The sequence below is a fragment of the Streptomyces sp. NPDC037203 genome (assembly GCF_055605065.1).
This window is the reverse complement of record NZ_JBVJUC010000011.1, coordinates 229210-252480: the sequence shown is the minus strand read 5'-3', so window position 1 is coordinate 252480 and position 23271 is coordinate 229210. Positions and strand designations below refer to the sequence as shown.

Genomic DNA, 23271 nt, shown 5'->3' with positions numbered 1-23271 from the left:
CGGTCCTTCGATTGTCAGTGCCCCGTGCGAGGGTTATGACCACTGGGGGAACGCACCATCACGAAGGGGGACCGCCCATGGGCTGGCACCAGGAGCTGCTGGTCGGCTTCGACCTGGAGACGACCGGCACGGATCCGCGCGAGGCGCGCATCGTCACCGGCGCGGTGATAGAGGTCAGGGCCGGTGAGCCGCTGGGCCACCGGGAGTGGCTGGCCGATCCTGGCGTCGAGATCCCGGCCGACGCGGTCGCCGTGCACGGGATCAGCGGCGCACGGGCGGCCGCCGAGGGCGCACCCGCCGACCGGGTGGCCGACGCCATCGCCGGGGCCCTGGTCTCGTACTGGCAGGCGGGCGTCCCGGTCGTCGCCTACAACGCGGCGTTCGACCTCACCCTGCTCTCCGCCGAACTGCGCCGCCACCGGCTGCCCTCCCTCGCCGACCGGCTCGGCGGCCACGCCCCGGCGCCGGTGATCGACCCGTACACCATCGACCGCTGGGCGGACCGCTACCGCCGCGGCAAGCGGAACCTGGAAGCGGTCTGCGCCGAGTACGGCATCGTTCTGGACGCCGCGCACAACGCGTCCGCCGACGCCCTCGCCGCGGCCCGGCTGGCCGCCGCGATAGCCGTCCGGCACCCCAAGATCGCCGCCCTCGGCCCGGCCGAACTGCACCGCCGGCAGATCGAGTGGTATGCCGAATGGGCGGCGGATTTCCAGGCCTTCCTGCGCCGCAAGGGCGACGAGACGGCGGTGGTGGACGGGCTGTGGCCGCTGCGGGAGCTGACGTCCGACGCGGTGTGAGGCGGATCCCCGAAGAGGTCAGAAGGGGTACCAGCGCACCGACTCGTCCCCGTCCCGCAGCGACGCCACCCGGCGGCGGAACTCGGCCAGTGCCTTGGGATTGCTCGGCGCGTGCTGGGCGACCCAGGCGCAGCTGGCCGTCTCGCGGGCCCCGCGCAGCACCGAGCAGCCCTCCCACGCGCGCACGTCCCAGCCGTAGGTCTCGGTGAAGGCGTCGTACGAGGCGGCGGGCAGCCCGTACCGGTCGCGGGAGAGGGCCATCACCACCAGATCGTGCTCGCGCAGGTCGGCGGAGAAGGTCTCCAGGTCCATCAGGACCGGACCCTCGGGCCCGATGTGGACGTTGCGGGGCAGCGCGTCGCCGTGGATGGGGCCCGGCGCCAGATGGGGCGTCAGCGCGGCCGCGGCCGCCGCGAAGCCGTCCCGGCGCGCCCGCAGATAGGCCGCGTCCTCGGGGTCGATCGCCTCGCCCGCGAGCCGCAGCCAGCGCTCCACCCCGCCCAGCAGCTCACGCCGGGGCAGCGCGAACGGGGGTGCGGGCAGGGCGTGCACCAGGCGCAGCAGCCCGGCCAGGTCGCGCGGCTCGGCGGGTCGTACGGCGTCCGGCAGCCGGTGCCACACCGTCACCGGATGGCCCTCCACCAGCAGCGGTTCCGGCTCGGCCGCCCGCACCGCCGGCACGCCCGCCCCGGCGAGCCAGCCGGCGATGTCGAGCTCGCGCCGGGCCCGCTCCAGCAGTTCCGCGTCCCGCCCCACCTTGACGACCAGGTCACCGGCGGCGAACACCGCGTTCTCGCCGAGCGCCAGCAGCCTCGCGTCCCCGGCCGGCACCGCGGGCAGCCCCGCCGTGGCCAGTACCTGCCGCGCCCGTGCCTCGTCCATCGTGGTGCCTCCGTGCCGGTGTCTTCGCCGAGCCGTTGTCCGGGGCCCGGCATCCGCCGTCTCCCCCGGTCAGTCTCCCATCCGGCCGGTGCCGGCCGGACGGGGCGTCATGGGATGTCCGTTCCGCCGTCAGAGATCCACTTTGTGATTACGAAAGCTTGTTGAACAAGTCACAGCTGTGCTCAGAGGTTGATCCGGGCCCCGCCGAACCGGCATTGTTTCGCGCAGCCCGCCCCGACGGGGCCGGGCCCCGGCCGTCGTGCCCGCCCCCACGGGGCACGACGGCCCCCCTAGACTGACCCCGTGACGACCTATGCGGCGCTGTTGCGCGGGATCAACGTCGGCGGCAACCGGAAGCTCCCGATGGCCGACCTGCGCACCCTGCTCACCGCCCTCGGCCACACCGGCGTCCGCACCCATCTCCAGAGCGGACAGGCCGTGTTCACCGCCGACCGGGGCGACGAGGAGTCGCTGGCCGCCGAGGTGGGCCGGGCGATCGAGGACCGCTTCGGCTTCGCGGTGGACGTGCTCGTGCGCGACCACGCCTATCTCGCCGCGGTGGTCCGCGCCTGCCCCTTCCCGGCCGCCGAACTGGAGGCCAGGCAACTGCACGTCACCTACTTCTCCGCCCCCGTCACCCCCGAACGCTACGCGCACCTCGATCAAGCAGCCTACGTCCCGGAGGAGTTCCGCCTGGGCGACCGCTGCCTGTACCTGTACGCCCCCGACGGCCTCGGCCGCTCCAAGCTGGCCGAGGCGCTGAGCCGGCCGCGGACCGCCACGGGCCTGATCGCGACCAGCCGGAACTGGAACACCGTGGTGAAACTCGCCGAGCTGACCGCCTCCGCGGCGTGAGCGCGGTGCGGTGGGATCGGCCGTCGCGGGTCCGGAACCGCTCGGCGAGCTGAGCGCCGACGACATCCTCCTGCTCGCCGCCCAGCGCCCCGAACTCCGCTTGCCGTGTTCGGGAGTTCGAACCGCCCTCCGCCGGTGTGGCCGATAACCGCCCCCGCGCGGCGCCGGCTTGGCCTTTCCTGTGACACCCCGCTCGTCCGGGACGCAGAACGGAGTGCCGCCGCGGTCCGACGTCACAGGGGAACGCCGGACCGCGGCGGCCTTTTACCACGGGCCTCACCCGTAAGGGGACGGCTCCGCGAACAACGCGACAAGTGCGTGCCGTTGTCCCTAGGGTGAGGCACGCCGGACGGCCGGAACGGCACACCGCCCAGCGCCGCGCCACAGCGCGTGCGCGCCGTTCCGCTCCCGCGTCCGGGGCCGTCGACCGACCCCCGGCCATCCGCGGAAGTGGCGATTTTCGGCCTACCTCCGACCCACGAACGAGGACTGGACATGAGCACCTATGACTACGGACACCACAACGGACCCGGACAGTACGGTGAGTTCCTCCGACTCGACCTGACCCACGGCACCCCGCCGCTGGAAGCCCTGATCGAGGTCTCCGCCCGGCTCACCGAGGCGCTGCGCCGGGAGTGCCCCGGACTGGTCCGGCAGGGCCAGATCATCGAGGCGGCGTTCGCGGAGTCCGCCGACGACGGACTGCCGCCCAACCGCGGCCGCATCCGCTCCGCCCTGGACGACATCTGCATCGGGGCGTCGGCCGGCACCGTCAGCCTCGACTACACCCGGCAGCTGGTGCAGGCCCTCGGGCTGTGATGCCCGGCCGCGTCCGGGCGTCCGCTCAGGCGCCGAGCACCTGGAGCGCCGGTCGGCACGCGGCGTCGTACCGGAGCAGCAGCAGCCGCGCCACCTCCGGCGCGGGCCCCAGCACCTCGGCGAGCACGTCCGCCCCGGCCGCGCCGCGCGCGATACGGTCCGGCAGGAAGCCGGGGGCGAGGACGTACGGCGCCACGGCGACCCGCGCGCAGCCGAGCGCGCGCAGCTCCCGTACGGCGTCCTCGGTGCGCGGCAGCCGGGCGGAGGCGAACGCGGGCCGCACGGCGCACCAACCGGTGCGCCACCACTCCCGCGCGATGTCGGCGATCACCGCGCTCGCCTCCGGGTCACTGGACCCCGCCGAGGCCAGCACCACCCCGGTCGAGGACTTGTCGGCGGGGCCGAGCCCGGCCTCGTACAGCCGCCGCTCCAGCGCCGTGAGCAGCAGCGGCGACGGGCCGAGCACCGCGGCCTGCCGGATCCGCAGCCGCGCCGGGGCCGCCCGCAGCACCGCCGGGATGTCGGCCTTCGCGTGGAAGGCGCGGGTGAGCAGCAGCGGCAGCGCCACCACGTCCCGCACGCCCTCCGCCGCCAGCGACTCCAGCACCCCCTGCACGGAGGGCACGTTGAAGTCGAGGAAGCCGGTCTCCACGCGCAGTCCGGGGCGCTGCGCGCGCACCCGCTCCACCAGGGCGTGCACGGTGGCGGCGTGCCGCGGGTCGCGGCTGCCGTGGGCGACGACGAGGAGCACGGGCGCTGCCATACGGATCAGCCTTTCACCAGCAGGCCGCGGCTGCGCAGCACCCACCGCTCCAGCGGGCTGAAGATCAGCAGGTCGATGGCGATGCCGACGAACAGGATCAGCAGGATGGCCTCGAACACCATCGCCATGTCGCTGGCGGTGCGCGCGTTCTCCAGGAGCTGGCCGAGACCGGTGCCCAGGTCGGGGAAGTTGGCGATGATCTCGGCGGCCATCAGGGAGCGCCAGGAGAAGGCCCAGCCCTGCTTCATGCCGGCCACGTAACCGGGCAGCGCGGCCGGCAGGGTGATGTGCCAGGTGCCCTTGACGCCGGTGGCGCCGAGCGTGCGGCCCGCGCGCAGGAACAGCGGGGGCACCTGGTCCACCCCGGACACCAGTCCGTTGGCGATGGAGGGCACCGCGCCGAGCAGGATCACCGTGTACATCATGGAGTTGTCCAGGCCCAGCCAGATCACGGCCGGGGGCACCCAGGCGACCGACGGCAGCGACTGCAGCCCGGACAGGATCGGCCCGATGGCCGCGCGCACGAACTTCACCCGCGCCACCAGCAGCCCGAGCGGGGTGCCGATCACCAGGGCGAGGCAGAAGCCGAGCAGACCGCGCGAGACGGATGTCCAGATGTAGCCGAGCAGCTTGCCCTGGAGCCAGTCGTCGCGGAAGGCGCCGAAGACCGCGCCCGGCGTGGGGAGCTTGGTCGGGTCGTCCACGATCTTCAGCGTGATCAGGCCCTGCCACACCACGAGGACGACGACGATCGCGGCGATCGGCGGCAGGACCTTGTCGACCAGGGTCCTGCGGAGCGGCGTCCGGCCTCTCGCGGTCGTCTCCAGTGCGTCGAGGCCCGCCTCCACGCTGCCCGCGGCCGGGGCGCCGGTGGTGGTGGTCGTGTCAGTGCTGGCCATGGCGGCGGATCTCCCCACGCAGTACTTCGGTGATCTCCAGGGACAGCTCCGCCACGGGCGCGTCCTCGATGCGGCGCGGCTGCGGGATGCCGACCTCCCACTCGCGGGCCACCCGGCCCGGCCGGGAGGACAGCAGCACGACCCGCTGCGCGAGGCGCACGGCCTCGCGCACGTTGTGGGTCACGAACAGCACGGACAGGCCGGTCTCCGACCAGATCCGGGTCAGTTCGTCGTGCAGCACGTCCCGCGTGATGGCGTCCAGGGCCGCGAACGGCTCGTCCATCAGCAGCAGCCGGCTCTCCTGGGCGAGCGCGCGGGCCAGCGCGACCCGCTGCCGCATGCCGCCCGACAGTTCGTGCACCCGCTTGCCGTACGCGCCCTGCAGACGGACCAGTTCGAGGAGTTCCTCGGCCTTGCCGCGCCGCTCGGGGCGCGGAACCCCGCGCAGTTTCAGGGCGAGTTCGATGTTCTTCCCGGCGGTCAGCCAGGGGAACAGGGCGTGTTCCTGGAACATCAGCGCGGGGCGGCCGTCGGTGCGGATGGTGCCGGCGGTGGGCTGGTCCAGGCCCGCCACCAGGTTGAGCAGCGTGGACTTTCCGCAGCCCGAGGCGCCCAGGAGGGTGACGAACTCGCCGGGCGCGACATCGAGGCTGATGTCGTCCAGGACGAGCTGGGAGCCGGCCGGTGTGGCGAAGGACTTCGAGACATGCTCAAGGCGTGCGGCGTACTCCACCGATCGCGCGGCCTTGGCGAGGGTCGTGGCCATGGTCGTCACCTCCTGGGACGTCTTCGGGCGGCCGTCAGCTGGTGCCGAGGCCGGCGGCGCCGACCGGGCTCTTGCCCTCGGCCTTCAGTACCTTGTCGAGGATCGTCAGGTCGTAGATCCCCTTGAGGTCCGGCTTCTTCAGCAGGCCGGCCTTGACCGCGTGCGCCGCCTCGGTGTCGAGGGTGGCGGCCAGCGGGTCGTCGGTGAACTGGACGGACTTCCACGCCGGGTCGAGCACGTCGGCCGGCAGTGCCTTGCCGGAGTCGTCGGCGAGCTGCTTGTTCGCGGCCTGCTTCGCCTGATCCGGGTTGGCGTTGATCCACTTGTTGGCCTCGACGGACGCCTTCAGGACCGCCTCGACCGCCTTCGGGTGCTCCTTGAGGAACGCCTGGCGCACGATGATGTTGGTGATCACGAACTTGTGCCCCGGCCACAGCGAGGACTCGTCCAGGAGCACCTTGCCGCCCTCGGAGACCAGCTTGGACGCGGTCGGCTCCGGCACCCAGGCGCCGTCGACGGAGCCGGACTTGAAGGCGTCCGGGGTCACCTTGTTGTCGCTGCGGACGACCGTGACATCGCCCTTGCCGCTCTGCGGGTCGACCTTCCAGCCCTGCTCCGCGGCCCAGTTGAGGAACGCCACGTCCTGCGTGTTGCCGAGCTGGGGGGTGGCGATCTTCTTGCCCTTGACGTCCTTCAGTGACGTGATCTTCTTCGGATTGACGACCAGCTTCACCCCGCCGGAGGCCGAACCGCCGATGATCTTCAAGGACTTGCCGTCGGACTTGGTGTAGCCGTTGATCGCCGGGGACGGGCCGATCCAGCCGATGTCGATGGAGCCCGAGTTCAGCGCCTCGATCTCGGAGGGGCCGGCGTTGAAGGTGGCGTACTCGGCCTTGGTGGCGCCCAGTTCCTTCTGGAACAGGCCCTGTTCCCGGCCGACCAGGGCGGTGCCGTGGGTCAGGTTCGGGAAGTAGCCGATCTTGACGGAGCCGAGACCGTCGATCTTCTTCGCCCCGGCGGCGACCTTGGCGGTGTCGTCGCTCCTGGCGTCGGAGCCGTAGCCGCACGCGGCGAGCGTGAGCAGGGGCAGTGCGGCGAGCGCGGCTATCGAGCGGCGCAGAAGCGGGGAGTTGAGGGCAGGCACGGGAGGTGTTCCTCTCGTTGGCCCGGCGGGTCACGGTCTCTCAGGTCGTGGCCGGGAGGTCGGCAGGTCTTCGTCTACGGGGGTGGGGGGTGAGGGCGCGCGAGCGGTGCGCGTACGTCAGCGCACACATCGCGCGACCCCGCCCTGCCCGCTGCCGAGGGCGCCGCTGCCGACGCGGCCGCCCTCCTTCGCGAACGTCGAATAGAAATCGGGGGAGTTCATGCTCAGAAGTCCCAGCCCTCGTCGTCGGCCGGGTCCTTGACGGGCTCCGGTGCGGCGAAGGACTCGCCGACCATGCCCGCGGTCAGGGTGGTGCCGTCGGCGGGGTCGATCAGGATGAAGGAGCCGGTGCGGCGCGAATCGGCGTAGGCGTCGACGGGCAGCGGTTCGGCGGTACGGATCTTCACCCGGCCGATGTCGTTGGCGGCGAGCCGGCCGGGGTGCGGGTGCAGGGACAGGTCGTCCAGGGTGAGCCGGGACGGGATGTCCTTGACGATCGCCTTGACGGTGCGGGTGCCGTGCTTGAGCAGCACCCGGTGGCCGACGGTCAGCGGCTGGTCGGCGACATGGCACACCGTCGCCTCCACGTCCTGCGTGGTCGGCGGCGCGTCCTCGGCCGGCACGATCAGGTCGCCGCGCGAGACGTCGATGTCGTCCGCCAGCAGCAGGGTCACCGACTGGGTGGTCCAGGCGACCTCGACCGGCTCGCCCAGCAGATCGATGCCGGAGATCGTCGTGGTCCGCCCGGACGGCAGGACGGTGACCTGTTCGCCGACCCGGAAGCTGCCCGCGGCGATCTGGCCCGCGTACCCCCGGTAGTCGGGGTGCTCGGCGCTCTGCGGGCGGATCACGTACTGCACGGGCAGCCGGGCGTGGCAGTGCGCCAGGTCGTGGCTGACCGGGACGGTCTCCAGGTGCTCCAGGACGGTGGGGCCGCCGTACCAGTCCATGTGCGCGGACGGCTCCACCACGTTGTCCCCGGCGAGCGCGGAGATCGGGATCGCGGTGACCTCCGGGACGCCCAACTCGGTTGCGTACGCGGAGAATTCCTCGGCGATCGCCGCGAAGACGGGCTCCCGGTAGCCGACCAGGTCCATCTTGTTGACGGCGAGGACCACATGCGGGACGCGCAGCAGCGCGGCGATCGCGGCGTGCCTGCGGGTCTGTTCGACCACCCCGTTGCGGGCGTCGACCAGGATCACCGTCAGCTCGGCGGTGGAGGCGCCGGTGACCATGTTGCGGGTGTACTGCACATGGCCGGGGGTGTCGGCGAGGATGAACCGCCGCCGGGGGGTGGCGAAGTAGCGGTAGGCCACGTCGATCGTGATGCCCTGTTCCCGCTCGGCGCGCAGCCCGTCGGTGAGCAGCGCGAGGTCCGGGCCGTCCTGGCCGCGGCTCGCCGACGCCCGCTCCACGGCCTCCAGCTGGTCGGTGAGCACCGACTTGGAGTCGTGCAGCAGCCGCCCGACGAGGGTGGACTTGCCGTCGTCGACGGAGCCGGCGGTGGCGAAGCGGAGCAGCGTGGTGGCCGGCAGCGCCTCGGTCGTGACAGTGCTCATGGCTAGAAGTACCCTTCGCGCTTGCGGTCTTCCATCGCGGCCTCGGACAGCTTGTCGTCCGCGCGGGTCGCGCCCCGCTCGGTGAGCCGGGACGCGGCGATCTCGGCGATCACGGCATCCAGGGTCGTCGCGTCGGAGTCGACGGCGCCGGTGCAGGACATGTCGCCGACCGTGCGGTAGCGCACCAGCCGCTTCTCCACCGGCTCGTCCGCGCGCGGGCCGCCCCACTCGCCGGCCGTCAGCCACATCCCGGCCCGCCGGAACACCTCGCGCTCGTGGGCGAAGTAGATCTGCGGCAGCGCGATGCCCTCGCGGGCGATGTACTGCCACACGTCCAGCTCGGTCCAGTTCGACAGCGGGAACACCCGGACGTGCTCACCGGGCGCGTGCCGCCCGTTGTACAGGTTCCACAGCTCGGGGCGCTGGCGGCGCGGGTCCCACTGGGAGAACTCGTCGCGCAGCGAGAACACCCGCTCCTTCGCGCGGGCCTTCTCCTCGTCCCGGCGCCCGCCGCCGAAGACCGCGTCGAACCGCTCCGACTGGATCTTCTCCGTCAGCGGCAGCGTCTGGAGCGGGTTGCGGGTGCCGTCCGGGCGCTCCTTGAGCACCCCCCGGTCGATGTAGTCCTGCACCGAGGCCACGTGCAGGCGCAGCCCGTGCCGCTCGACCGCGCGGTCCCGGTACTCCAGCACCTCGGGGAAGTTGTGCCCGGTGTCCACGTGCAGCAGCGAGAACGGCACCGCCGCCGGCGCGAACGCCTTCAGCGCGAGATGCAGCATGACGATCGAGTCCTTGCCCCCGGAGAACAGGATCACCGGGTTCTCGAACTCGCCCGCCACCTCGCGGAAGATGTGCACGGCCTCGGACTCCAGCGCGTCCAGGTGCGACAGCGCGTAGGGGCTGTCCGTACCGCCCTGGACCCCGGCGAGCGCGGTCATATCAGTCCCTTCTCGCTGAGCAGGGCGGACACGGCGGCCGCGGACTCCTGCACGGTCTGGTGCTGCGACTCGATGCGCAGTTCGGGCGCGGCGGGCTCCTCGTAGGGGTCGTCCACCCCGGTCAGCCCGGTCAGCTCGCCCGCGGCCTGCTTGGCGTACAGGCCCTTCACATCGCGGACGCTGCACACCTCGACGGGCGTCGCCACATGCACCTCCAGGTACGGGGTGGCGTTCTCCTGGTGCCGCTTGCGTACGGCGTCCCGGCTGTCCGCATACGGCGCGATCACCGGTACGAGCGTCAACACGCCGTTGCGGGACAGCAGTTCGGCCACGAAGCCGATGCGCTGCACATTGGTGTGCCGGTCCTCGCGGGAGAAGCCGAGGCCCGCGGAGATGAACTCGCGGATCTCGTCGCCGTCGAGCACCTCCACCCGGTGGCCACCGGCGCGCAGCCGGCCCGCCAGTTCATGGGCGATGGTGGTCTTGCCGGCGCTCGGCAGACCCGTGAGCCAGACGGTGGCTCCGGTGGTCACGTCGTTCTCCTGAGTCTGAGTCTGAGTCTGAGTCTGAGTGTGAGTCTGAGACTGCGGCTGTGCCGGGGTCATGCGACGAGGCTGCGGCTGCGCCTGACGGGCCGTCATCCGTGCAGCCCGCATTCGGTCTTGGCGCGTCCCGCCCAGCGCCCGGCGCGCGCGTCCTCGCCCTCCAGCACCCGGCGGGTGCAGGGGGCGCAGCCGATGGAGGCGTAGCCGTCCATCAGCAACGGGTTGGTGAGGACGCCGTGTTCGGCGATGTAGGCGTCCACGTCGTCCTGGGTCCAGCGGGCGATGGGGGAGACCTTGACCTTGCGCCGCCGCTCGTCCCAGCCGACCACCGGGGTGTCCGCGCGGGTCGGGGACTCGTCGCGGCGCAGACCGGTCGCCCACGCCCGGTAGTTCTCCAGGCCCTCCTGGAGGGGGCGTACCTTGCGCAGGGCGCAGCACAGGTCGGGGTCGCGGTCGTGCAGCTTGGGCCCGTACTCGGCGTCCTGTTCGGCCACGGTCTGCCGCGGTGTGAGGGTGCGGACGTTGACGTCCATCACCGCCGCCACGGCGTCCCGTGTGCCGATGGTCTCCGGGAAGTGGTAGCCGGTGTCGAGGAAGACCACGTCCACGCCCGGACGCACCCGCGAGGCGAGATGGGCGACCACGGCGTCCTCCATCGAGGAGGTGACGCAGAACCCCGCGCCGAAGGTGTCCACCGCCCAGCGCAGGATCTCCAGCGCGGGGGCGTCCTCCAGCTCGCGCCCCGCCCGCTCGGCCAGGGCCCGCAACTCGTCGTCGGACAGGACGTCCTGACTGCTCGTCATGTCGGCTCGCTCCCTTGGTCGTCGGCCCGGCGCAGGCCCTGCGCGAGCAGTCCGAGGAACTTCAGCTGGAACGCCCGGTTGCACGCCCCGCACTCCCAGGCACCATGGCCCTGCTCGCTGGGCCGCAGGTCCTCGTCGCCGCAGTACGGGCAGTAGAAGGGGGCCGCGCGCTCGCTCACGACAGGGCCTCCTCGTCGGCGCGGGCCGCCCAGACGGCGAACCGCTCGCCGTCCGCGCGCTCGGCGAGATAGCGCCGCAGCACCCGCTCGATGTAGTCGGGCAGCTCATCGGAGGTGACCTTCAGACCGCGCACCTTGCGGCCGAAGCCCGCCTCCAGGCCGAGCGCGCCGCCCAGGTGCACCTGGTAGCCCTCGACCTGGTTGCCGTCGGCGTCCAGGACCAGCTGGCCCTTGAGACCGATGTCGGCCACCTGGATCCGGGCGCAGGCGTTCGGGCAGCCGTTGAGGTTGATGGTCAGCGGCTCGTCGAACTCGGGGAGCCGGCGCTCCAGTTCGTCGATGAGCGAGCTGCCGCGCGCCTTGGTCTCCACGATGGCGAGCTTGCAGAACTCGATGCCGGTGCAGGCCATGGTGCCGCGCCGGAAGGTGGACGGGGAGACGGTGAGGCCGAGCGCCTCCAGGGCCGAGGACAGCGACTCGACCTGGTCCTGCTCGACGTCCAGCACGATCATCTTCTGCTCGACGGTGGTGCGTACCCGCCCCGAGCCGTGCGCCTCGGCCACCTCGGCGATCTTGGCCAGCGTGGTGCCGTCGACCCGGCCGACGCGCGGCGCGAACCCGACGTAGAAGCGGCCGTCCCGCTGCCGGTGCACCCCGACGTGGTCGCGCCAGCGCTGCACGGGCTGCGCGGGCGCCGGGCCGTCGATCAGCTTGCGCCCCAGGTACTCGTCCTCCAGTACCTGCCGGAACTTCTCCGCACCCCAGTCGGCGACGAGGAACTTCAGCCGGGCGCGGGTGCGCAGCCGCCGGTAGCCGTAGTCGCGGAAGATCGAGATGACGCCCTCGTGGACGTCGGCCACCTCCGCCAGCGGCACCCAGGCGCCGAGCCGGACGCCGATCTTCGGGTTGGTGGACAGCCCCCCGCCGACCCACAGGTCGAAACCGGGGCCGTGCTCGGGGTGTTCGACGCCGACGAACGCGATGTCGTTGATCTCGTGCGCCACGTCGAGCAGCGGCGAGCCGGAGATCGCGGACTTGAACTTGCGCGGCAGGTTCGAGTACGCGGGGTTGCCGATGACCCGGCGGTGGATCTCCTCGATGGCGGGGGTGCCGTCGATGATCTCGTCCTCGGCGATGCCGGCCACCGGGGAGCCGAGGATCACGCGGGGCGTGTCACCGCATGCCTCGGTGGTGGACAGGCCCACCTCTTCGAGCCGCCGCCAGATCTCCGGCACGTCCTCGATGCGGACCCAGTGCAGCTGGATGTTCTGCCGGTCGGTGATGTCGGCGGTGCCGCGCGCGAACTCCTGGGAGACCTCGCCGATCACCCGCAGCTGCCGGGTGGTCAGCCGGCCGCCGTCGATCCGCACCCGCAGCATGAAGTACTCGTCGTCCAGCTCCTCCGGCTCCAGGATCGCGGTCTTGCCGCCGTCGATCCCCGGCCTGCGCTGGGTGTACAGGCCCCACCAGCGCATCCGGCCGCGCAGATCGTTCGGGTCGATGGAGTCGAAGCCGCGCTGGGAGTAGATCGTCTCAATGCGTGTCCGCACGTTGAGACCGTCGTCGTCCTTCTTGAACTGCTCGTTGCCGTTGAGCGGCGTGAAGTGGCCCTGGGCCCACTGGCCCTCACCGCGGTGACGGCTCACCTTGCGGCGGGGCGCGGAGGCGGCGGGGTTCTGTGGGGTGGCGGCCATGGTGGCTACGTCCTTCGGACAGGCTGCGGACAGGGAGGAGCGGCGCTGCAAGGGCCCTGACCTGCGCGGAAGCGCTCGCCACGGCAAGGGGTGAGGGCCGGGCGCGGGCAGGTGCCGGGCGGGGGCCCGAGCAGGGGGGACGGCGGTGCTGTACGGGTCAGCTCGCCGGACAGATGGCGCTGGACATGCGGCCGAGGTCGACGTGCCGCCGACTCACCAAGGCAATTCCAGTTCCAGGCATGACGGCAGCGTGTCACGGCGATCTGGACACAGTCCAGCTTCTTCCGGAATGTGGACACCCTTGTCTCGCATTGCGGGACAAGGGTGGCTTCGCTCACATGCGTCGCGGGGAGGGTTGTCGGGGCAGGTCAGGCGGGGTACGCGTCCGGCCAGGGACCCGGATTCGGCACGTCGGGCTCCAGCTCGACGCGGGTGTCGTACAGCTTGAAGCCGCGCCGCTGGTAATTGGCCATGGCGAACTCGCCGTCCTTGTCGCAGGTGTGCACCCACACCCGCTTCGTCGGCGTCAGGCCCGGCCAGCGCTCGGCGAGGTCCCAGGCGCGGGCGGTGCCGCGCGCCAGCAGATGCCCGCCGATGCCCCGGCCGCGGAAGGCGGGGAGCAGCCCGAAGTAGAGGATCTCCACCGCGCCCTCGTCCTGCGCCTCCAGTTCCAGGAAGCCGGCCGGGGTGCCGCGGTCGTACGCCACCCAGGTCTCCACACCGGGCCGCTCCAGCAGTTCCCGCCAGCGCGCGTACGGCCAGCCCAGCCGGTCGGTCCAGCGGATGTCCCCACCGACGGCCGTGTAGAGGAAGCGGTTGAACTCGGGCGACGGCACCTCGGCCCGTACGATCCGCACATCGCCCTCGGGCGCGGCGGCGGGCAGCAGATCGGCCGGGGACGTCTGCTCCAGGTACCAGGTGGTGACGGGAACGCTGCTCATGCGGGCCAGGGAATCATCCCGCCCTGGCCCGTGTCGATCGACCGGCCCCCTGCGCACGGGGCCGGACCGGGGGAGCCCGGCGGGGGTCAGCCCAGCGACCGGTCGAGTTCCGTGAGCGGCACCGCGAACAGCATCCGGTCGGACAGCGACCACACCTCGCCGCTCTCCGGTCCGTACGACAGCGAGCCCGGTGCCTCGGCCCAGCAGCGGTGCGTGGCGTCCGCGCCGCACTGCGCGGCCTTCGCACCCTCGGTGTCCTGCCGCCACAGCCCCCCGTGACCGTCTTGCGAACCGGGCAGCCGTCCCACATACCAGGACGTGCGCGGGGCGCCGGGCTGCCGGTACGACAGCACGCCCCGGATCCCGGTCACCTTCGTCCTGTACTCCTCCACCGCGTCCACCCTGCCCCCGGCGTCCGCGGCGAGCAGCCCCGCGCGGCGCGGGTCCGTGCTGAACGCGTACCGCCACAGCCGGGCGGGCCGGTCGCCGCCGGGGGAGGTCCACTCCGCCGCGACCAGGCTGGGCGGCGCCGTGCCCGCGTCGAGGGAGAGCGAACCGGGACAGGGCGCCCCGGTGGCCGAGCAGTCGCCCGCGGTGAAGCTGTAGCTGCCGACCGCGGGCATCACGTACCGGTATCCGTCGGCGGACCAGCCGCCGCGCACCCGGCCGATCGCGGGCCCGTCGACCGTGGCGCGCTGGATACGGCCGAGGTCGTACACATAGAGCGCCGCGGCGCTGCCCCGCCGGGCGGTGACCAGCAGCTTGTCCCGGTACCAGACCATGGAGGAGACCCGTGATCCCAGGCCCCGGTAGTCGCGTCCGCCCTCCTCGGGTACCACCAGCAGCACCCAGCGGTAGGTGGGCCGGTCCGGATCGTCGGCGTCCACGAAGGCGACGCGGGCCAGGCCGCGCTCCGCGCTCGGGCCGCTGCGGGTGCTGTGGGTCCAGCCGCTGAGGAGGACCCGGTGGGCGCCCCGCCACCCGTCGTCGCCGGAGTCCCCGGAGGCGGTCACCGAGGCCGGGCGCCAGCCCGTGGCGCCGGTGTCGGCCGGGTCCCAGCAGTAGGCGCGGGCGGGAGCGGGCGCGACGGGCAGGGAGGCGCGGTCGGCGTCGGTGCAGCCGGAGCCCTCGCGCAGGGTGCGGTCCGCGCCCGCGAGCACGGCGTCCACGCCGACCGGCCGGCCCATCGAGGCGGTCAGGGTGGCCAGGGTGCGGGCGGGCACCAGGTGCTCACGCAGCCGCAGCAGGCCGGTGTCCGCCGGGGAGGTGAGCGGCTGGAGCGCGCCGGGGCGCTCGGTGACCTGCGCCTGGGAGGTGCTGATCAGGGTGGCGGCCGCGGTCAGGGCCAGCGCGGTCCCGGTCAGTACGGCGCGCAGGGCCGCGCCCCGCCTGCGCCGGCGATGTCTGCCGCGTTGCTTCATGTCGTCCCCTCTTCAGGGCCCTTCGCTCCGGCGCGCGCCGTCGCCCCCGCCCTCGGCCGGGGCGGGTCAACTGCGCCCGCCGGTCCCTGCGTTGGCGCCGCGGTCGGGCCCGTAGGGGATGCTACGGCAGTAACGGTCCGCGCAGGGCGAAGACCCCGCAAATACCCGGAAGTCACGCCGGAAGTGCCGCCCCCCGGCCGTCACGCGGGCGCCGGACGCTCCGTCGGCGGGGCCGTCCGGCGGCGCGCCACCGCCGCCGCCGTGGAGCGGGGCAGCAGGTCACGGGGGTTCTCGGGCAGCACCACCGCGACATCCGCCGCATCCGAGAACCGGTACGGCCGATGCTGGAGAAGTCCCCCGAGATAGCGGCGGATCCGCGACATCTCCGCCCGCACCGTCACCGTACGTGACGGGTCTCCGAAGAGGTCCCCGGCCAGTTCCGCCGCCCCCAGCCCGTCCGGGTGTTCGGTCAGCAGGAACAGCAACTCGGCGTGGCGCGGACTCAGTTCCCGTGTCCACGCGCCCGCGGGGGTGGACGCCGACACACTCACCGTGGCGCGCTCGGGCCGGGACAGGTCCAGGACGACGCGGGAGGCGGCCGGGCTGCCCGGCTCCTCGTCGGCCCGCAGCAGCCAGCCCTCGCCGAGCGGTTCCGCCGCGCACCAGCCGAGCGAGGGCAGCCACCGGCGCCCCGGCACGAGCGACTTGGGCAGCGCCACCCGCCGCGGGTACGGCATCCCGGTCACGGCCGCCGTCCAGCCGTCCCGGTCCACCACCAGCGCCCGCCCGTCCAGCCGGGCCAGCACCGGCGCCGCCACCGCCCGCAGCCGCTCCAGCGAGACCAGGTGCAACTCCCGCAGCCGCGCCTCGGCGAGCTTGGCCACCGCGTCCACCCAGGAGAGGGTCGCCGGATGCATGGTCTCCAGCGGACCGCTCACGTCCACCACCCCGAGCAGCCGGCCGTCCCTGGGATCGGTGATCGGCGCCCCCGTGCACGTCCACGAGGTGTGCGACCGTACGAAGTGCTCGGCGGCGAACACCTGTACCGGCCGGCGTACGACCGCCGGGGTGCCCACGCCGTTGGTGCCGACGACGTCCTCGCGCCAGTCCGCGCCCAGTTCGAAGCCGAGCCCGTCCGCCTTGCGCAGCACCGGCACGGACCCCTCGCGCCACAGCACCCGCCCGTCCGCGTCGGCGACGACCATGATGTGCTGCGCGACGTCCGCGACCGACAGCAGCCCCTCGCGCAGCACCGGCAGCACCTGCCGCAGCGGCGACTCCTCGCGCCGTCTGCGCACCTCGTCCGGGGGCAGCAAACGGGATCTGAAGTCGTGGTCCGGGTCGACGCCGCTGCGCAGCATCCGCCCCCAGGACTGCTCGATCACCGGCCGCGGCGCGAGCGGCGCACGCCGACCGGTGAGCGCGGCCTCGCGCACCTCGCTCAGCACCCGCGCCGCCCGCGCCGCGTCCACGGCGGCCAGACGCGCCACGTCGATCGGCGGGTTCATCACGGATTCTCCTCCCGGAGAAGGGGGCGTACATACGTTTCCGGCCGACCGGGCGGCGCCTTCCGGTCGGCTGTCCCTCACATACTGCCGGTCCGCGCACGCCGGAGGCACAGACTCCGCGCATGTGCGCCGACAAGTTGCAACCCCCTGCAACCCTGGTGAACCCTCGCATCCCGGCCGAGACTTGACCAGGACGCCCCGCGTGGCGTGCACGGGCCGCACCGCGCCCGTACGGCGGGGGTGGTGCCGTGTCGGCGCGGCACCACCCCCGGCCGCGCACCATCGCTTTCCGGCCAGCGGATGGTCAACTCACCGTGTCCGCGCGGTTCTTCAGGAGACCGGCCGCGCCCGCTCCACCACCGGCGCCAGATCCAGGCCCCCCGGCAGCGTGCCGAACGTCCCGCCGTGGTCCCCGCCGAGCCGGGAGGCGCAGAAGGCGTCGGCGACCTCCGGCGGCGCGTGCCGCACCAGCAGCGAGCCCTGGAGCACCAGTGCGAGCCGCTCCGCCAGCCGCCGCGCCCGGCCCTCGGCCCCCTCCAGATCGGCGAGTTCGGTGAACAGGTCCTTCACCGCGCGGTCCAGCCGGTGGTCGGCGCCGTGCGCCCGCCCGATCTCCGTCAGACACGCGTCCAGCGCGCCCGGCTCCCGCTGGAGCGCCCGCAGCACATCGAGCGCCTGCACGTTCCCGGCGCCCGCCCACACGGAGTCGAGCGGTGACTCGCGCACCAGCCGGGGCATCCCCGACTCCTCCACGTACCCGTTGCCGCCCAGGCACTCGGCGGCCTCCACCACAACGGGCGTACAGCGCTTGGCGATCCAGTACTTGGCGGCCGGCACCGCGAGCCGCAGGAAGGCGCGCTCCGGCTCGCTCCCGTCGTCGTACGCCGCCGCCAGCCGCAGCGCCAGCGCGGTCGCCGCCTCCGACTCCAGCGCGAGGTCCGCGAGCACATTGCGCATCAACGGCTTGTCCAGCAGCCGGCCGCCGAACGCCTCCCGGTACGCGCAGTGGTGCACCGCCTGCGCCACCGCCTGCCGCATCAGGCCAGCCGAGCCGAGCACGCAGTCGAGGCGGGCCGCCGCGACCACCCCGGTGACGACCCGCGCCCCGTGCCCCTCCTCGCCGAGCCGGCGCGCGCGGGTGCCGGCGAACTCGACCTCGGCGGAGGCGTTGGAGCGGTTGCCCAGCTTGTCCTTCAGCCGCTGGAGCAGGAAGACGTTGCGGGTGCCGTCCTCCAGGACGCGCGGCACCAGGAAGCAGGTCAGGCCGCCGGGGGCCTGCGCCAGCACCAGGAAGGCGTCCGACATGGGGGCGGAGCAGAACCACTTGTGCCCGGTGAGCTCGTAGGTCCCCGCCTCGGCGAGCGGCCGGGCCTTGGTGGTGATCGCGCGCAGGTCGCTGCCGCCCTGCTTCTCGGTCGCCGCCATCCCGACGAGCGCGCCGGGCTTGCGCGCGGCGGGCCGCTGCTCCGGGTCGTACACCGTGGACGTCACCCGCGGCTCCCAGAAGGCGGCGAGCGCGGGATCGGCGCGCAGCGCGGGCACGGCCGCGTGGGTCATGGACAGCGGGCAGCAGGTGCCCGCCTCGACCTGGGTCCACAGCAGGAACGCGGCGGCCCGGCGCACATGCCCGGCGGGCCGGGTCCAGGCGCCGGTCAGCCCCGCCGAGACGCCCTTGCCGAGCAGCCGGTGCCAGGCCGGGTGGAACTCCACCTCGTCGATCCGGTGGCCGTACCGGTCGTGCGTACGCAGCCGGGGCGGCTGCTCGTTCGCCAGCCTGCCCCACTCCTGGAGCTGCGCCGAGCCCCCGGCCCGCCCCAGCGCGGACAGCTCCGCGCGTACGTCGCCGAGCAGCTCGTCCGGCGTGTGCCGCGCGACGGCGTCCACCAGCGCGCGGTCGGCGGCGAACAGGTCGTAGCCGGCCAGCGGGGGCGGCTGGTTCGTCACGGTGTGGGTGCAGAAGCCTGCCATAGGGCCGAACCTACCCGGAACGGCGCCGGACCGAGCCTGCGAGGTGCCACCGGGCGGCCGGTCCGGCGGGAGGAAACGGGACAGCCGGGTGCGGGTGGTGCGCGGGCGGGCGCCGGTTCGCCCCGCGAGGTGAGGAGGGGCGCTCGCTGCGGATACCTTTGGGTGGTGCAGCCAGCAAGTGATTCCCCCGAACGGCCGGTCGGACGGCTCCACCGGGCCCGCGCTCTCTACCGGAACGTGTCCAAGCGCAGGACCGCCTGGCTGCTGCTCAAGGACACCGTCAACTCCTGCATGGAGTACCGCATCCTCGGCCTCGCCGCCGAGGCCGCCTTCTTCACCCTGCTGTCCGTGCCCCCGCTGCTGCTGTGCCTCATCGGACTGCTCGCCTACGTCGACACCTGGACCGGCGCGCACACCATCGGCAGCCTGGAGACCAACCTCCTCGACGCCTCCCGGACCGTGCTGTCCGACAAGGGCGTCAAGGAGATCACCGAACCGATCCTGCACGACGTCATCAAGGGCGGCCGGCCCGACGTCATCTCCCTCGGATTCCTGTTCGCCCTGTGGTCGGGGTCCCGCGCGGTGAACGTCTTCATCGACACCATCACCGTCATGTACGGCCTCGACGGCGTCCGGGGCATCGTGCGCACCCGGATCATGTCGTTCGTGCTGTTCATCGTGGCGCTGCTGATCGGCTCGGTGGCGCTGCCGCTGATGGTCGCGGGGCCGGACGCGGTGGTCCGGGTGGTGCCCTGGTCGGAGACGGTGGTGCAGGTCCTGTACTGGCCGGTCGTCATCGTCCTGTCCGTGGTCTTCCTGACCACGCTGTACCACGTGTCCGTGCCGGTGCGCTCGCCGTGGATCGAGGACGTCCCCGGCGCGCTGGTCGCCCTCGCGATGTGGGTCTTCGGCAGCTTCCTGCTGCGCATCTACCTCGTGCACACCATCGAGGGCGCCACGATCTACGGCTCGCTGGCCGCGTCCGTCGCCATCATGCTCTGGATCGGTGTGTCCGCGTTCGCCGTGCTGGTCGGCGCGGCGGTCAACGCCGCGATCGACCGGGTCTGGCCGGCCGCCGCCACGGCCGCCGCGCGGGAGGCCAACGAGCGGGCGCGGCGGGCGCAGGTGGCCGAGTACGTCGCCCGCGCCGCGGCGGCCCGCGAGAGCGACCCCGACGACCCGGACATGCCGTCCGAATTCCCCGAACGCTGGTCGCGCTTCCTCCCCCCGGAGGACGTCACCTCCCGGCTGCGGACGCATACGCGCGGCGGCCACGGAGCGCACCGACGGGAACCGCACAAGGAGAAGGGCGGCGGCGGGCAGGGCGGCGGGGGGCACGCGGCGGGCGGCGGCCCGCCGGTGCCGCCCGACCACGGGAACGGCCTCCACCTCCCCGGAGGCGGAAACGGCGAGAACCCCTACCGCCAGTGGTGAGCCGGGAAAGACGGGGGCCTGACCGGGGCCGGCGGGCCGCGCCCGCGCCGTCGAACCGGCCACCGGAGCCCACCGTCGTACCGCGGCCTCCGGGTACGCGGAGCGGCTGCTGATCGCCGGTCCCTTCCCGCAGGAACTCCGCTACCGTGGCGCGGAGTTGGCACCGGAGCCGACTGGACGCAGCCCGCGCACACGGGTCCCCGAGCAGCGAATCCCCTTGCCGAATCGGTGAGTTGGCCGGTGTGGTGCGTTCGCCGTCGGCCGATCGGGCCACGTCCGCGGTGGGATGCCGGGTCAGTGTTGCCGGAACAGCAAGAATGTTTGCGGCCTCCGCGGTGCCGCCGCACGCTGACGGCATGAGCGAGTTCGAGTGGACAAGAGATGGTGGACAGACCTGGGACGTCGTGGTGGTCGGGGGCGGACCCGCCGGCCTGTCCGGGGCGTTGAACCTGGCACGGGTGCGCCGGTCGGTTCTGGTGATCGACAAGGGCGAGCCCCGCAATGCTCCGGCCGTCGGCGCCCATGGTGTGCTCGGCCGCGAGGGCATCTCTCCCCTGGAGCTGCTGCGGCTCGGCCGCGAGGAAGTGGCTTCCTACGGCGGCCGTGTCGTGACGGGGCAGGTCGCGCGGATCTCCCCCGACGGCGCGGGCTTCCGGGTGGTCACCGAGGACGGGCGGGGCGTACGCGCGCGCAGAGTGCTGGTGACCACCGGTTTGGCCGACGAACTGCCGGACGTGCCGGGGCTGGCCGAACGGTGGGGGCGGGACGTGCTGCACTGCGTGTACTGCCATGGCTGGGAGGTGCGGGACAAGGCCATCGGGGTGCTCGGCAACTTCCACCAGGCACTGCTGTTCCGCCAGATGTCCGAGAAGGTCACGCTGTTCCTGCACACCGCGACAGCACTGACCGACGAGCAATGGGAGCAGCTGGCCGCTCTCGGTGTCGGCGTGGTCGACGGTGAGGTCACCGGGCTGGAGGTCGACGGCCGGGACCGGCTGTCGGGCGCGCGGCTGGCATCGGGAAAGGTGGTGCCGGTCCAGGCGCTGGTGGTCGCACCCCGGTTCGTCGCGCGCGCCGGCTTCCTGCGCGACCTGGGAGTGACGACGCGGGAACACCCCATGGGCCGGGGGGAACAGCTCCGGGTGGACGCCTCCGGGTTCACCGGAGTGCGGGGGGTGTGGGCCGCGGGGAACGTCAGCGATGTACTGGCCGGGGTTCCGGCCGCGGCGGCGGCCGGGACCACCGCCGCCGCCGCGATCCACATGGACCTGCTGACGGCCGACGCGGAATCCGCCGCCCGCGCGGCGAAGGGCGGCGGGGTCTTCGGCGGGGCGATGGAGGCCGAGGTGTCGCGGCGGGTGCTGGGCAGCCGTGCGCACGGTCTGGGCCCCCTCCCCGCGGGGAACTGAGCACCGCGCCCTCACCGCAACCGCCTGATCGCCGCCCTGACCGGCTCCGCGAACGGCGTCACCCCTGCGCGTCGGCTCGTGCGCGGGCGCGTTCGATGTCGGGGACGTGGCTCTCGGCCCATTCCCGGACGGCACGCAGGGGTGTCAGCAGCGACCGGCCGAGGTCGGTGAGGGCGTATTCGACATGCGGGGGATGCGCGGGAGTCTCCGTACGAGAGATGAGGCCGTCGTACTCCATCGCGCGGAGCGTCTCGGTCAGCGCCTTCGGCGTGATCCCCCGGATGTGCGCCTTGAGCTCGGTGAACCGCATCGGCCTGTGGTCCAGCGCGTTGACGATGAACACCGTCCAGCGCGCTCCGATCCGGTGCAGAACGGTACGACTGGGACAGGTCGCGGCCATGATGTTGTACGCCTTGCCCATGCACGACTCCCGGTAGCGTTGTAGATACCGATATACAAACTATACCGTCCGGGCCGTGTCTGTTTCCCGTCGCACGGTCCGTCCCCCGATAGCCCGGCACCGCCGTTTCGTCGCAGCGATCGTCATCGACTCGCTCGGCACCGGCGTCTTCGTGCCCGTCTCCCTGCTGTATTTCCTGGCCACGACGTCGCTGCCGCTGGTGCGGATAGGCGCGGCGCTGACCACGGCCGGCCTGCTGGCGCTCCCGGCGGGTCCCCTGTTCGCCGGACTGGTCGACCGGTACGGCGCCAAGCCGGTGCTGCAGGCGGCGAACCTGGCCCAGGCGCTCGGCTTCGCCGGGTATCTCGTCGTGGGCCAGACATGGCAGATCGTCGTCTGCGCCTGGTTGAACAGTGCCGGGCGGGCAGTGTTCTTCAGCTGCTACGGCGTGACCGTCACGGAGCTGGCCGCGCCCGGCGAACGCGAGCGCTGGTTCGGTCTTCTGGGATCGGTACGCAACCTCGGCTACGCACTCGGCGGGCTCCTCTCCGCCGTCGCCGTCACGATCGGTACGCACGGCGCCTACGCCGCGATCGTGGTCGCCGACGCCGTGTCCTATCTCGCCGCGTTCGTGCTGATGCGGGCCGTGCCGAATGTCCGTCCCGAGGCGAGCCGGGACGCTGCCGGCGGCTGGGGGCGCGTGCTCCGGGACCGGCGGTACCTGTCGGTGGTGGCGCATCAACTGTGTTTCGCGATCTCGCTGTTCGCCCTCAACGTCGCGATACCGGTCTACACCGTGGACGTGCTGGGCCTGCCCGGCTGGACCGCCGGCGCGGTCTTCACGCTCAACACCCTGATGGTCGGCCTCGGCCAGGGCGTCGTCGTCCGGTGGCTCGGCGGGCGGGTCCGCAGCCGCGTCCTCGTCGCCGGACACGCCTGCTTCGCGGCCGGCTACCTCCTCTTCCTCGCCGCCGACCGCGTGGCCGCGCCCGCGCTCGCGGTCGGCGTCGTGCTGTTCGGTGCGGGCAGCTACACCTTCGGTGAGATCCTCGGCGGCCCCATCACGTCGACGGTCGCCGCGGAGAGCGCCCCGGACGCTCTCCGCGGCCGGTACCTGGCCCTCAACCAGCTCGCCGTGACCGTCGCGGGAGCGGTCGCACCGGCCGCGCTCTCGGGGTTGCTGTCCGACGGGGCGGCCTCGATCTGGCTGACCCTGGCGGGCGTCAGCGTCCTCGGAGCCACGCTCGCCACGGTGATCGGCACAGTGGTGCCGGCGGCGCGGAGCCGCATCGGAGGTGCCCGGCCCGCGCCAGAGCCGGTCGGGGTGGAAGGAATCGGACACCCCGATCAATTCAGCCGAACAGGGACGGGCCGCCCCGCCTCCCGCACTCACCCGAACGGCGCAGATGTTGGGCGGGTCGGCCCCTCCAGTGACGTTTCTGCGGTGAACGGATTGCGCCATTCCAGTGAGTAAAGCTGGCGTCACGGCATGTCAATGTGAGTACCTAGAGATGCTCTTGGATTGGTAAAGGGCACTGAGGCGC

At 72.8% G+C, this 23271-nt stretch carries 22 protein-coding genes and 1 pseudogene; 6 read left to right on the top strand and 17 right to left on the bottom strand.

What is annotated here, in order from left to right; all coding sequences use genetic code 11:
• Positions 1-77: 77 nt before the first annotated feature.
• On the top strand, positions 78-800 hold the full coding sequence (locus ACZ7EC_RS27170; protein ID WP_471066572.1) for an exonuclease domain-containing protein: 723 nt from the start codon (positions 78-80) through the stop codon (positions 798-800).
• A gap of 18 nt (positions 801-818) precedes the next feature.
• Here ACZ7EC_RS27170 and ACZ7EC_RS27165 read toward each other — a convergent pair whose 3' ends face one another.
• Positions 819-1682 (bottom strand): phosphotransferase, encoded by an 864-nt coding sequence (locus ACZ7EC_RS27165; protein WP_471066570.1) that lies wholly within the window; start codon positions 1680-1682, stop codon positions 819-821.
• Between the two features lie 303 nt (positions 1683-1985).
• Here ACZ7EC_RS27165 and ACZ7EC_RS27160 point away from each other — a divergent pair, with 303 nt between their 5' ends.
• Both ACZ7EC_RS27160 and ACZ7EC_RS27155 read left to right on the top strand, forming a co-directional pair.
• Positions 1986-2537: a DUF1697 domain-containing protein gene (locus ACZ7EC_RS27160; protein ID WP_471066568.1), complete on the top strand. Its 552-nt coding sequence runs from the start codon at positions 1986-1988 to the stop codon at positions 2535-2537.
• A gap of 495 nt (positions 2538-3032) precedes the next feature.
• Positions 3033-3356 (top strand): hypothetical protein, encoded by a 324-nt coding sequence (locus ACZ7EC_RS27155; RefSeq protein WP_471066567.1) that lies wholly within the window; start codon positions 3033-3035, stop codon positions 3354-3356.
• A 25-nt stretch (positions 3357-3381) separates the two neighbouring features.
• On the opposite strand, the gene ACZ7EC_RS27150 is transcribed toward ACZ7EC_RS27155, so the two are convergent.
• From ACZ7EC_RS27150 to ACZ7EC_RS27080, 15 genes are all read right to left on the bottom strand, one after another.
• A complete protein-coding gene (locus ACZ7EC_RS27150; protein WP_471066565.1) occupies positions 3382-4119 on the bottom strand; it encodes a sirohydrochlorin chelatase in 738 nt (245 codons plus the stop codon).
• A 5-nt stretch (positions 4120-4124) separates the two neighbouring features.
• A complete protein-coding gene (locus ACZ7EC_RS27145) occupies positions 4125-5018 on the bottom strand; it encodes an ABC transporter permease (protein WP_471066563.1) in 894 nt (297 codons plus the stop codon).
• Positions 5005-5784 carry an ABC transporter ATP-binding protein gene (locus ACZ7EC_RS27140; protein WP_471066561.1) on the bottom strand — a complete coding sequence of 260 codons (780 nt, stop codon included), beginning with the start codon at positions 5782-5784 and terminating at the stop codon, positions 5005-5007. The genes ACZ7EC_RS27145 and ACZ7EC_RS27140 overlap by 14 nt, the downstream gene beginning before the upstream one ends.
• A gap of 34 nt (positions 5785-5818) precedes the next feature.
• Complete coding sequence (locus ACZ7EC_RS27135; protein ID WP_471066559.1) at positions 5819-6928, bottom strand: aliphatic sulfonate ABC transporter substrate-binding protein; 1110 nt, start codon at positions 6926-6928, stop codon at positions 5819-5821.
• Positions 6929-7152: 224 nt separating this feature from the next.
• Entirely contained in the window at positions 7153-8487 is a 1335-nt protein-coding gene (locus ACZ7EC_RS27130; protein ID WP_471066557.1) for a sulfate adenylyltransferase subunit 1, read from the bottom strand.
• A gap of 2 nt (positions 8488-8489) precedes the next feature.
• A complete protein-coding gene (cysD, locus tag ACZ7EC_RS27125; protein ID WP_471066555.1) occupies positions 8490-9425 on the bottom strand; it encodes a sulfate adenylyltransferase subunit CysD in 936 nt (311 codons plus the stop codon).
• A complete protein-coding gene (gene cysC / locus ACZ7EC_RS27120; protein WP_471066553.1) occupies positions 9422-10030 on the bottom strand; it encodes an adenylyl-sulfate kinase in 609 nt (202 codons plus the stop codon). Before cysC ends, cysD begins: the two co-directional genes overlap by 4 nt.
• 32 nt (positions 10031-10062) lie before the next feature.
• Positions 10063-10773 carry a phosphoadenylyl-sulfate reductase gene (locus ACZ7EC_RS27115; RefSeq protein ID WP_471066552.1) on the bottom strand — a complete coding sequence of 237 codons (711 nt, stop codon included), beginning with the start codon at positions 10771-10773 and terminating at the stop codon, positions 10063-10065.
• A complete protein-coding gene (locus ACZ7EC_RS27110; RefSeq protein ID WP_471066550.1) occupies positions 10770-10952 on the bottom strand; it encodes a hypothetical protein in 183 nt (60 codons plus the stop codon). Before ACZ7EC_RS27110 ends, ACZ7EC_RS27115 begins: the two co-directional genes overlap by 4 nt.
• Positions 10949-12646, bottom strand: coding sequence for a nitrite/sulfite reductase (locus ACZ7EC_RS27105; RefSeq protein ID WP_471066549.1), 1698 nt, complete (start codon positions 12644-12646; stop codon positions 10949-10951). The genes ACZ7EC_RS27110 and ACZ7EC_RS27105 overlap by 4 nt, the downstream gene beginning before the upstream one ends.
• Before the next feature lie 157 nt (positions 12647-12803).
• Positions 12804-12887 (bottom strand): putative leader peptide, encoded by an 84-nt coding sequence (locus tag ACZ7EC_RS27100; RefSeq protein ID WP_310739661.1) that lies wholly within the window; start codon positions 12885-12887, stop codon positions 12804-12806.
• Between the two features lie 127 nt (positions 12888-13014).
• Positions 13015-13587, bottom strand: a complete 573-nt coding sequence (locus tag ACZ7EC_RS27095; RefSeq protein ID WP_471066548.1) for a GNAT family N-acetyltransferase — start codon at positions 13585-13587, stop codon at positions 13015-13017.
• 86 nt (positions 13588-13673) lie between these two features.
• Positions 13674-15008: a hypothetical protein gene (locus ACZ7EC_RS27090; RefSeq protein WP_471066546.1), complete on the bottom strand. Its 1335-nt coding sequence runs from the start codon at positions 15006-15008 to the stop codon at positions 13674-13676.
• A gap of 200 nt (positions 15009-15208) precedes the next feature.
• Entirely contained in the window at positions 15209-16516 is a 1308-nt protein-coding gene (locus tag ACZ7EC_RS27085; protein ID WP_471066544.1) for a GAF domain-containing protein, read from the bottom strand.
• 330 nt (positions 16517-16846) lie between these two features.
• Entirely contained in the window at positions 16847-18484 is a 1638-nt protein-coding gene (locus ACZ7EC_RS27080) for an acyl-CoA dehydrogenase family protein (RefSeq protein WP_471066542.1), read from the bottom strand.
• Between the two features lie 165 nt (positions 18485-18649).
• Between ACZ7EC_RS27080 and ACZ7EC_RS27075 the strand changes: the two genes are divergently transcribed.
• A complete protein-coding gene (locus tag ACZ7EC_RS27075; RefSeq protein ID WP_471066541.1) occupies positions 18650-19918 on the top strand; it encodes a YihY/virulence factor BrkB family protein in 1269 nt (422 codons plus the stop codon).
• Positions 19919-20235: 317 nt separating this feature from the next.
• A pseudogene (locus tag ACZ7EC_RS27070) lies at positions 20236-21183 on the top strand (NAD(P)/FAD-dependent oxidoreductase); the annotation flags it as partial.
• Positions 21184-21385: 202 nt separating this feature from the next.
• Here ACZ7EC_RS27070 and ACZ7EC_RS27065 read toward each other — a convergent pair.
• Complete coding sequence (locus tag ACZ7EC_RS27065) at positions 21386-21748, bottom strand: winged helix-turn-helix transcriptional regulator (RefSeq protein WP_471066539.1); 363 nt, start codon at positions 21746-21748, stop codon at positions 21386-21388.
• 55 nt (positions 21749-21803) lie between these two features.
• Between ACZ7EC_RS27065 and ACZ7EC_RS27060 the strand changes: the two genes are divergently transcribed.
• Positions 21804-23201, top strand: a complete 1398-nt coding sequence (locus ACZ7EC_RS27060) for an MFS transporter (RefSeq protein ID WP_471066537.1) — start codon at positions 21804-21806, stop codon at positions 23199-23201.
• Positions 23202-23271: the final 70 nt, after the last annotated feature.

Bases quoted from the DNA above. Each gene is read 5' to 3' on its own strand.
- ACZ7EC_RS27170 (WP_471066572.1), top strand. From the start codon at position 78: ATGGGCTGGCACCAGGAGCTGCTGGTCGGCTTCGACCTGGAGACGACC.
- ACZ7EC_RS27165 (WP_471066570.1), bottom strand. From the start codon at position 1,682: ATGGACGAGGCACGGGCGCGGCAGGTACTGGCCACGGCGGGGCTGCCC.
- ACZ7EC_RS27155 (WP_471066567.1), top strand. From the start codon at position 3,033: ATGAGCACCTATGACTACGGACACCACAACGGACCCGGACAGTACGGT.
- ACZ7EC_RS27150 (WP_471066565.1), bottom strand. From the start codon at position 4,119: ATGGCAGCGCCCGTGCTCCTCGTCGTCGCCCACGGCAGCCGCGACCCG.
- ACZ7EC_RS27145 (WP_471066563.1), bottom strand. From the start codon at position 5,018: ATGGCCAGCACTGACACGACCACCACCACCGGCGCCCCGGCCGCGGGC.
- ACZ7EC_RS27140 (WP_471066561.1), bottom strand. From the start codon at position 5,784: ATGGCCACGACCCTCGCCAAGGCCGCGCGATCGGTGGAGTACGCCGCA.
- ACZ7EC_RS27130 (WP_471066557.1), bottom strand. From the start codon at position 8,487: ATGAGCACTGTCACGACCGAGGCGCTGCCGGCCACCACGCTGCTCCGC.
- cysD (WP_471066555.1), bottom strand. From the start codon at position 9,425: ATGACCGCGCTCGCCGGGGTCCAGGGCGGTACGGACAGCCCCTACGCG.
- cysC (WP_471066553.1), bottom strand. From the start codon at position 10,030: ATGACCCCGGCACAGCCGCAGTCTCAGACTCACACTCAGACTCAGACT.
- ACZ7EC_RS27115 (WP_471066552.1), bottom strand. From the start codon at position 10,773: ATGACGAGCAGTCAGGACGTCCTGTCCGACGACGAGTTGCGGGCCCTG.
- ACZ7EC_RS27105 (WP_471066549.1), bottom strand. From the start codon at position 12,646: ATGGCCGCCACCCCACAGAACCCCGCCGCCTCCGCGCCCCGCCGCAAG.
- ACZ7EC_RS27100 (WP_310739661.1), bottom strand. From the start codon at position 12,887: ATGCCTGGAACTGGAATTGCCTTGGTGAGTCGGCGGCACGTCGACCTC.
- ACZ7EC_RS27095 (WP_471066548.1), bottom strand. From the start codon at position 13,587: ATGAGCAGCGTTCCCGTCACCACCTGGTACCTGGAGCAGACGTCCCCG.
- ACZ7EC_RS27090 (WP_471066546.1), bottom strand. From the start codon at position 15,008: ATGAAGCAACGCGGCAGACATCGCCGGCGCAGGCGGGGCGCGGCCCTG.
- ACZ7EC_RS27085 (WP_471066544.1), bottom strand. From the start codon at position 16,516: ATGAACCCGCCGATCGACGTGGCGCGTCTGGCCGCCGTGGACGCGGCG.
- ACZ7EC_RS27080 (WP_471066542.1), bottom strand. From the start codon at position 18,484: ATGGCAGGCTTCTGCACCCACACCGTGACGAACCAGCCGCCCCCGCTG.
- ACZ7EC_RS27065 (WP_471066539.1), bottom strand. From the start codon at position 21,748: ATGGGCAAGGCGTACAACATCATGGCCGCGACCTGTCCCAGTCGTACC.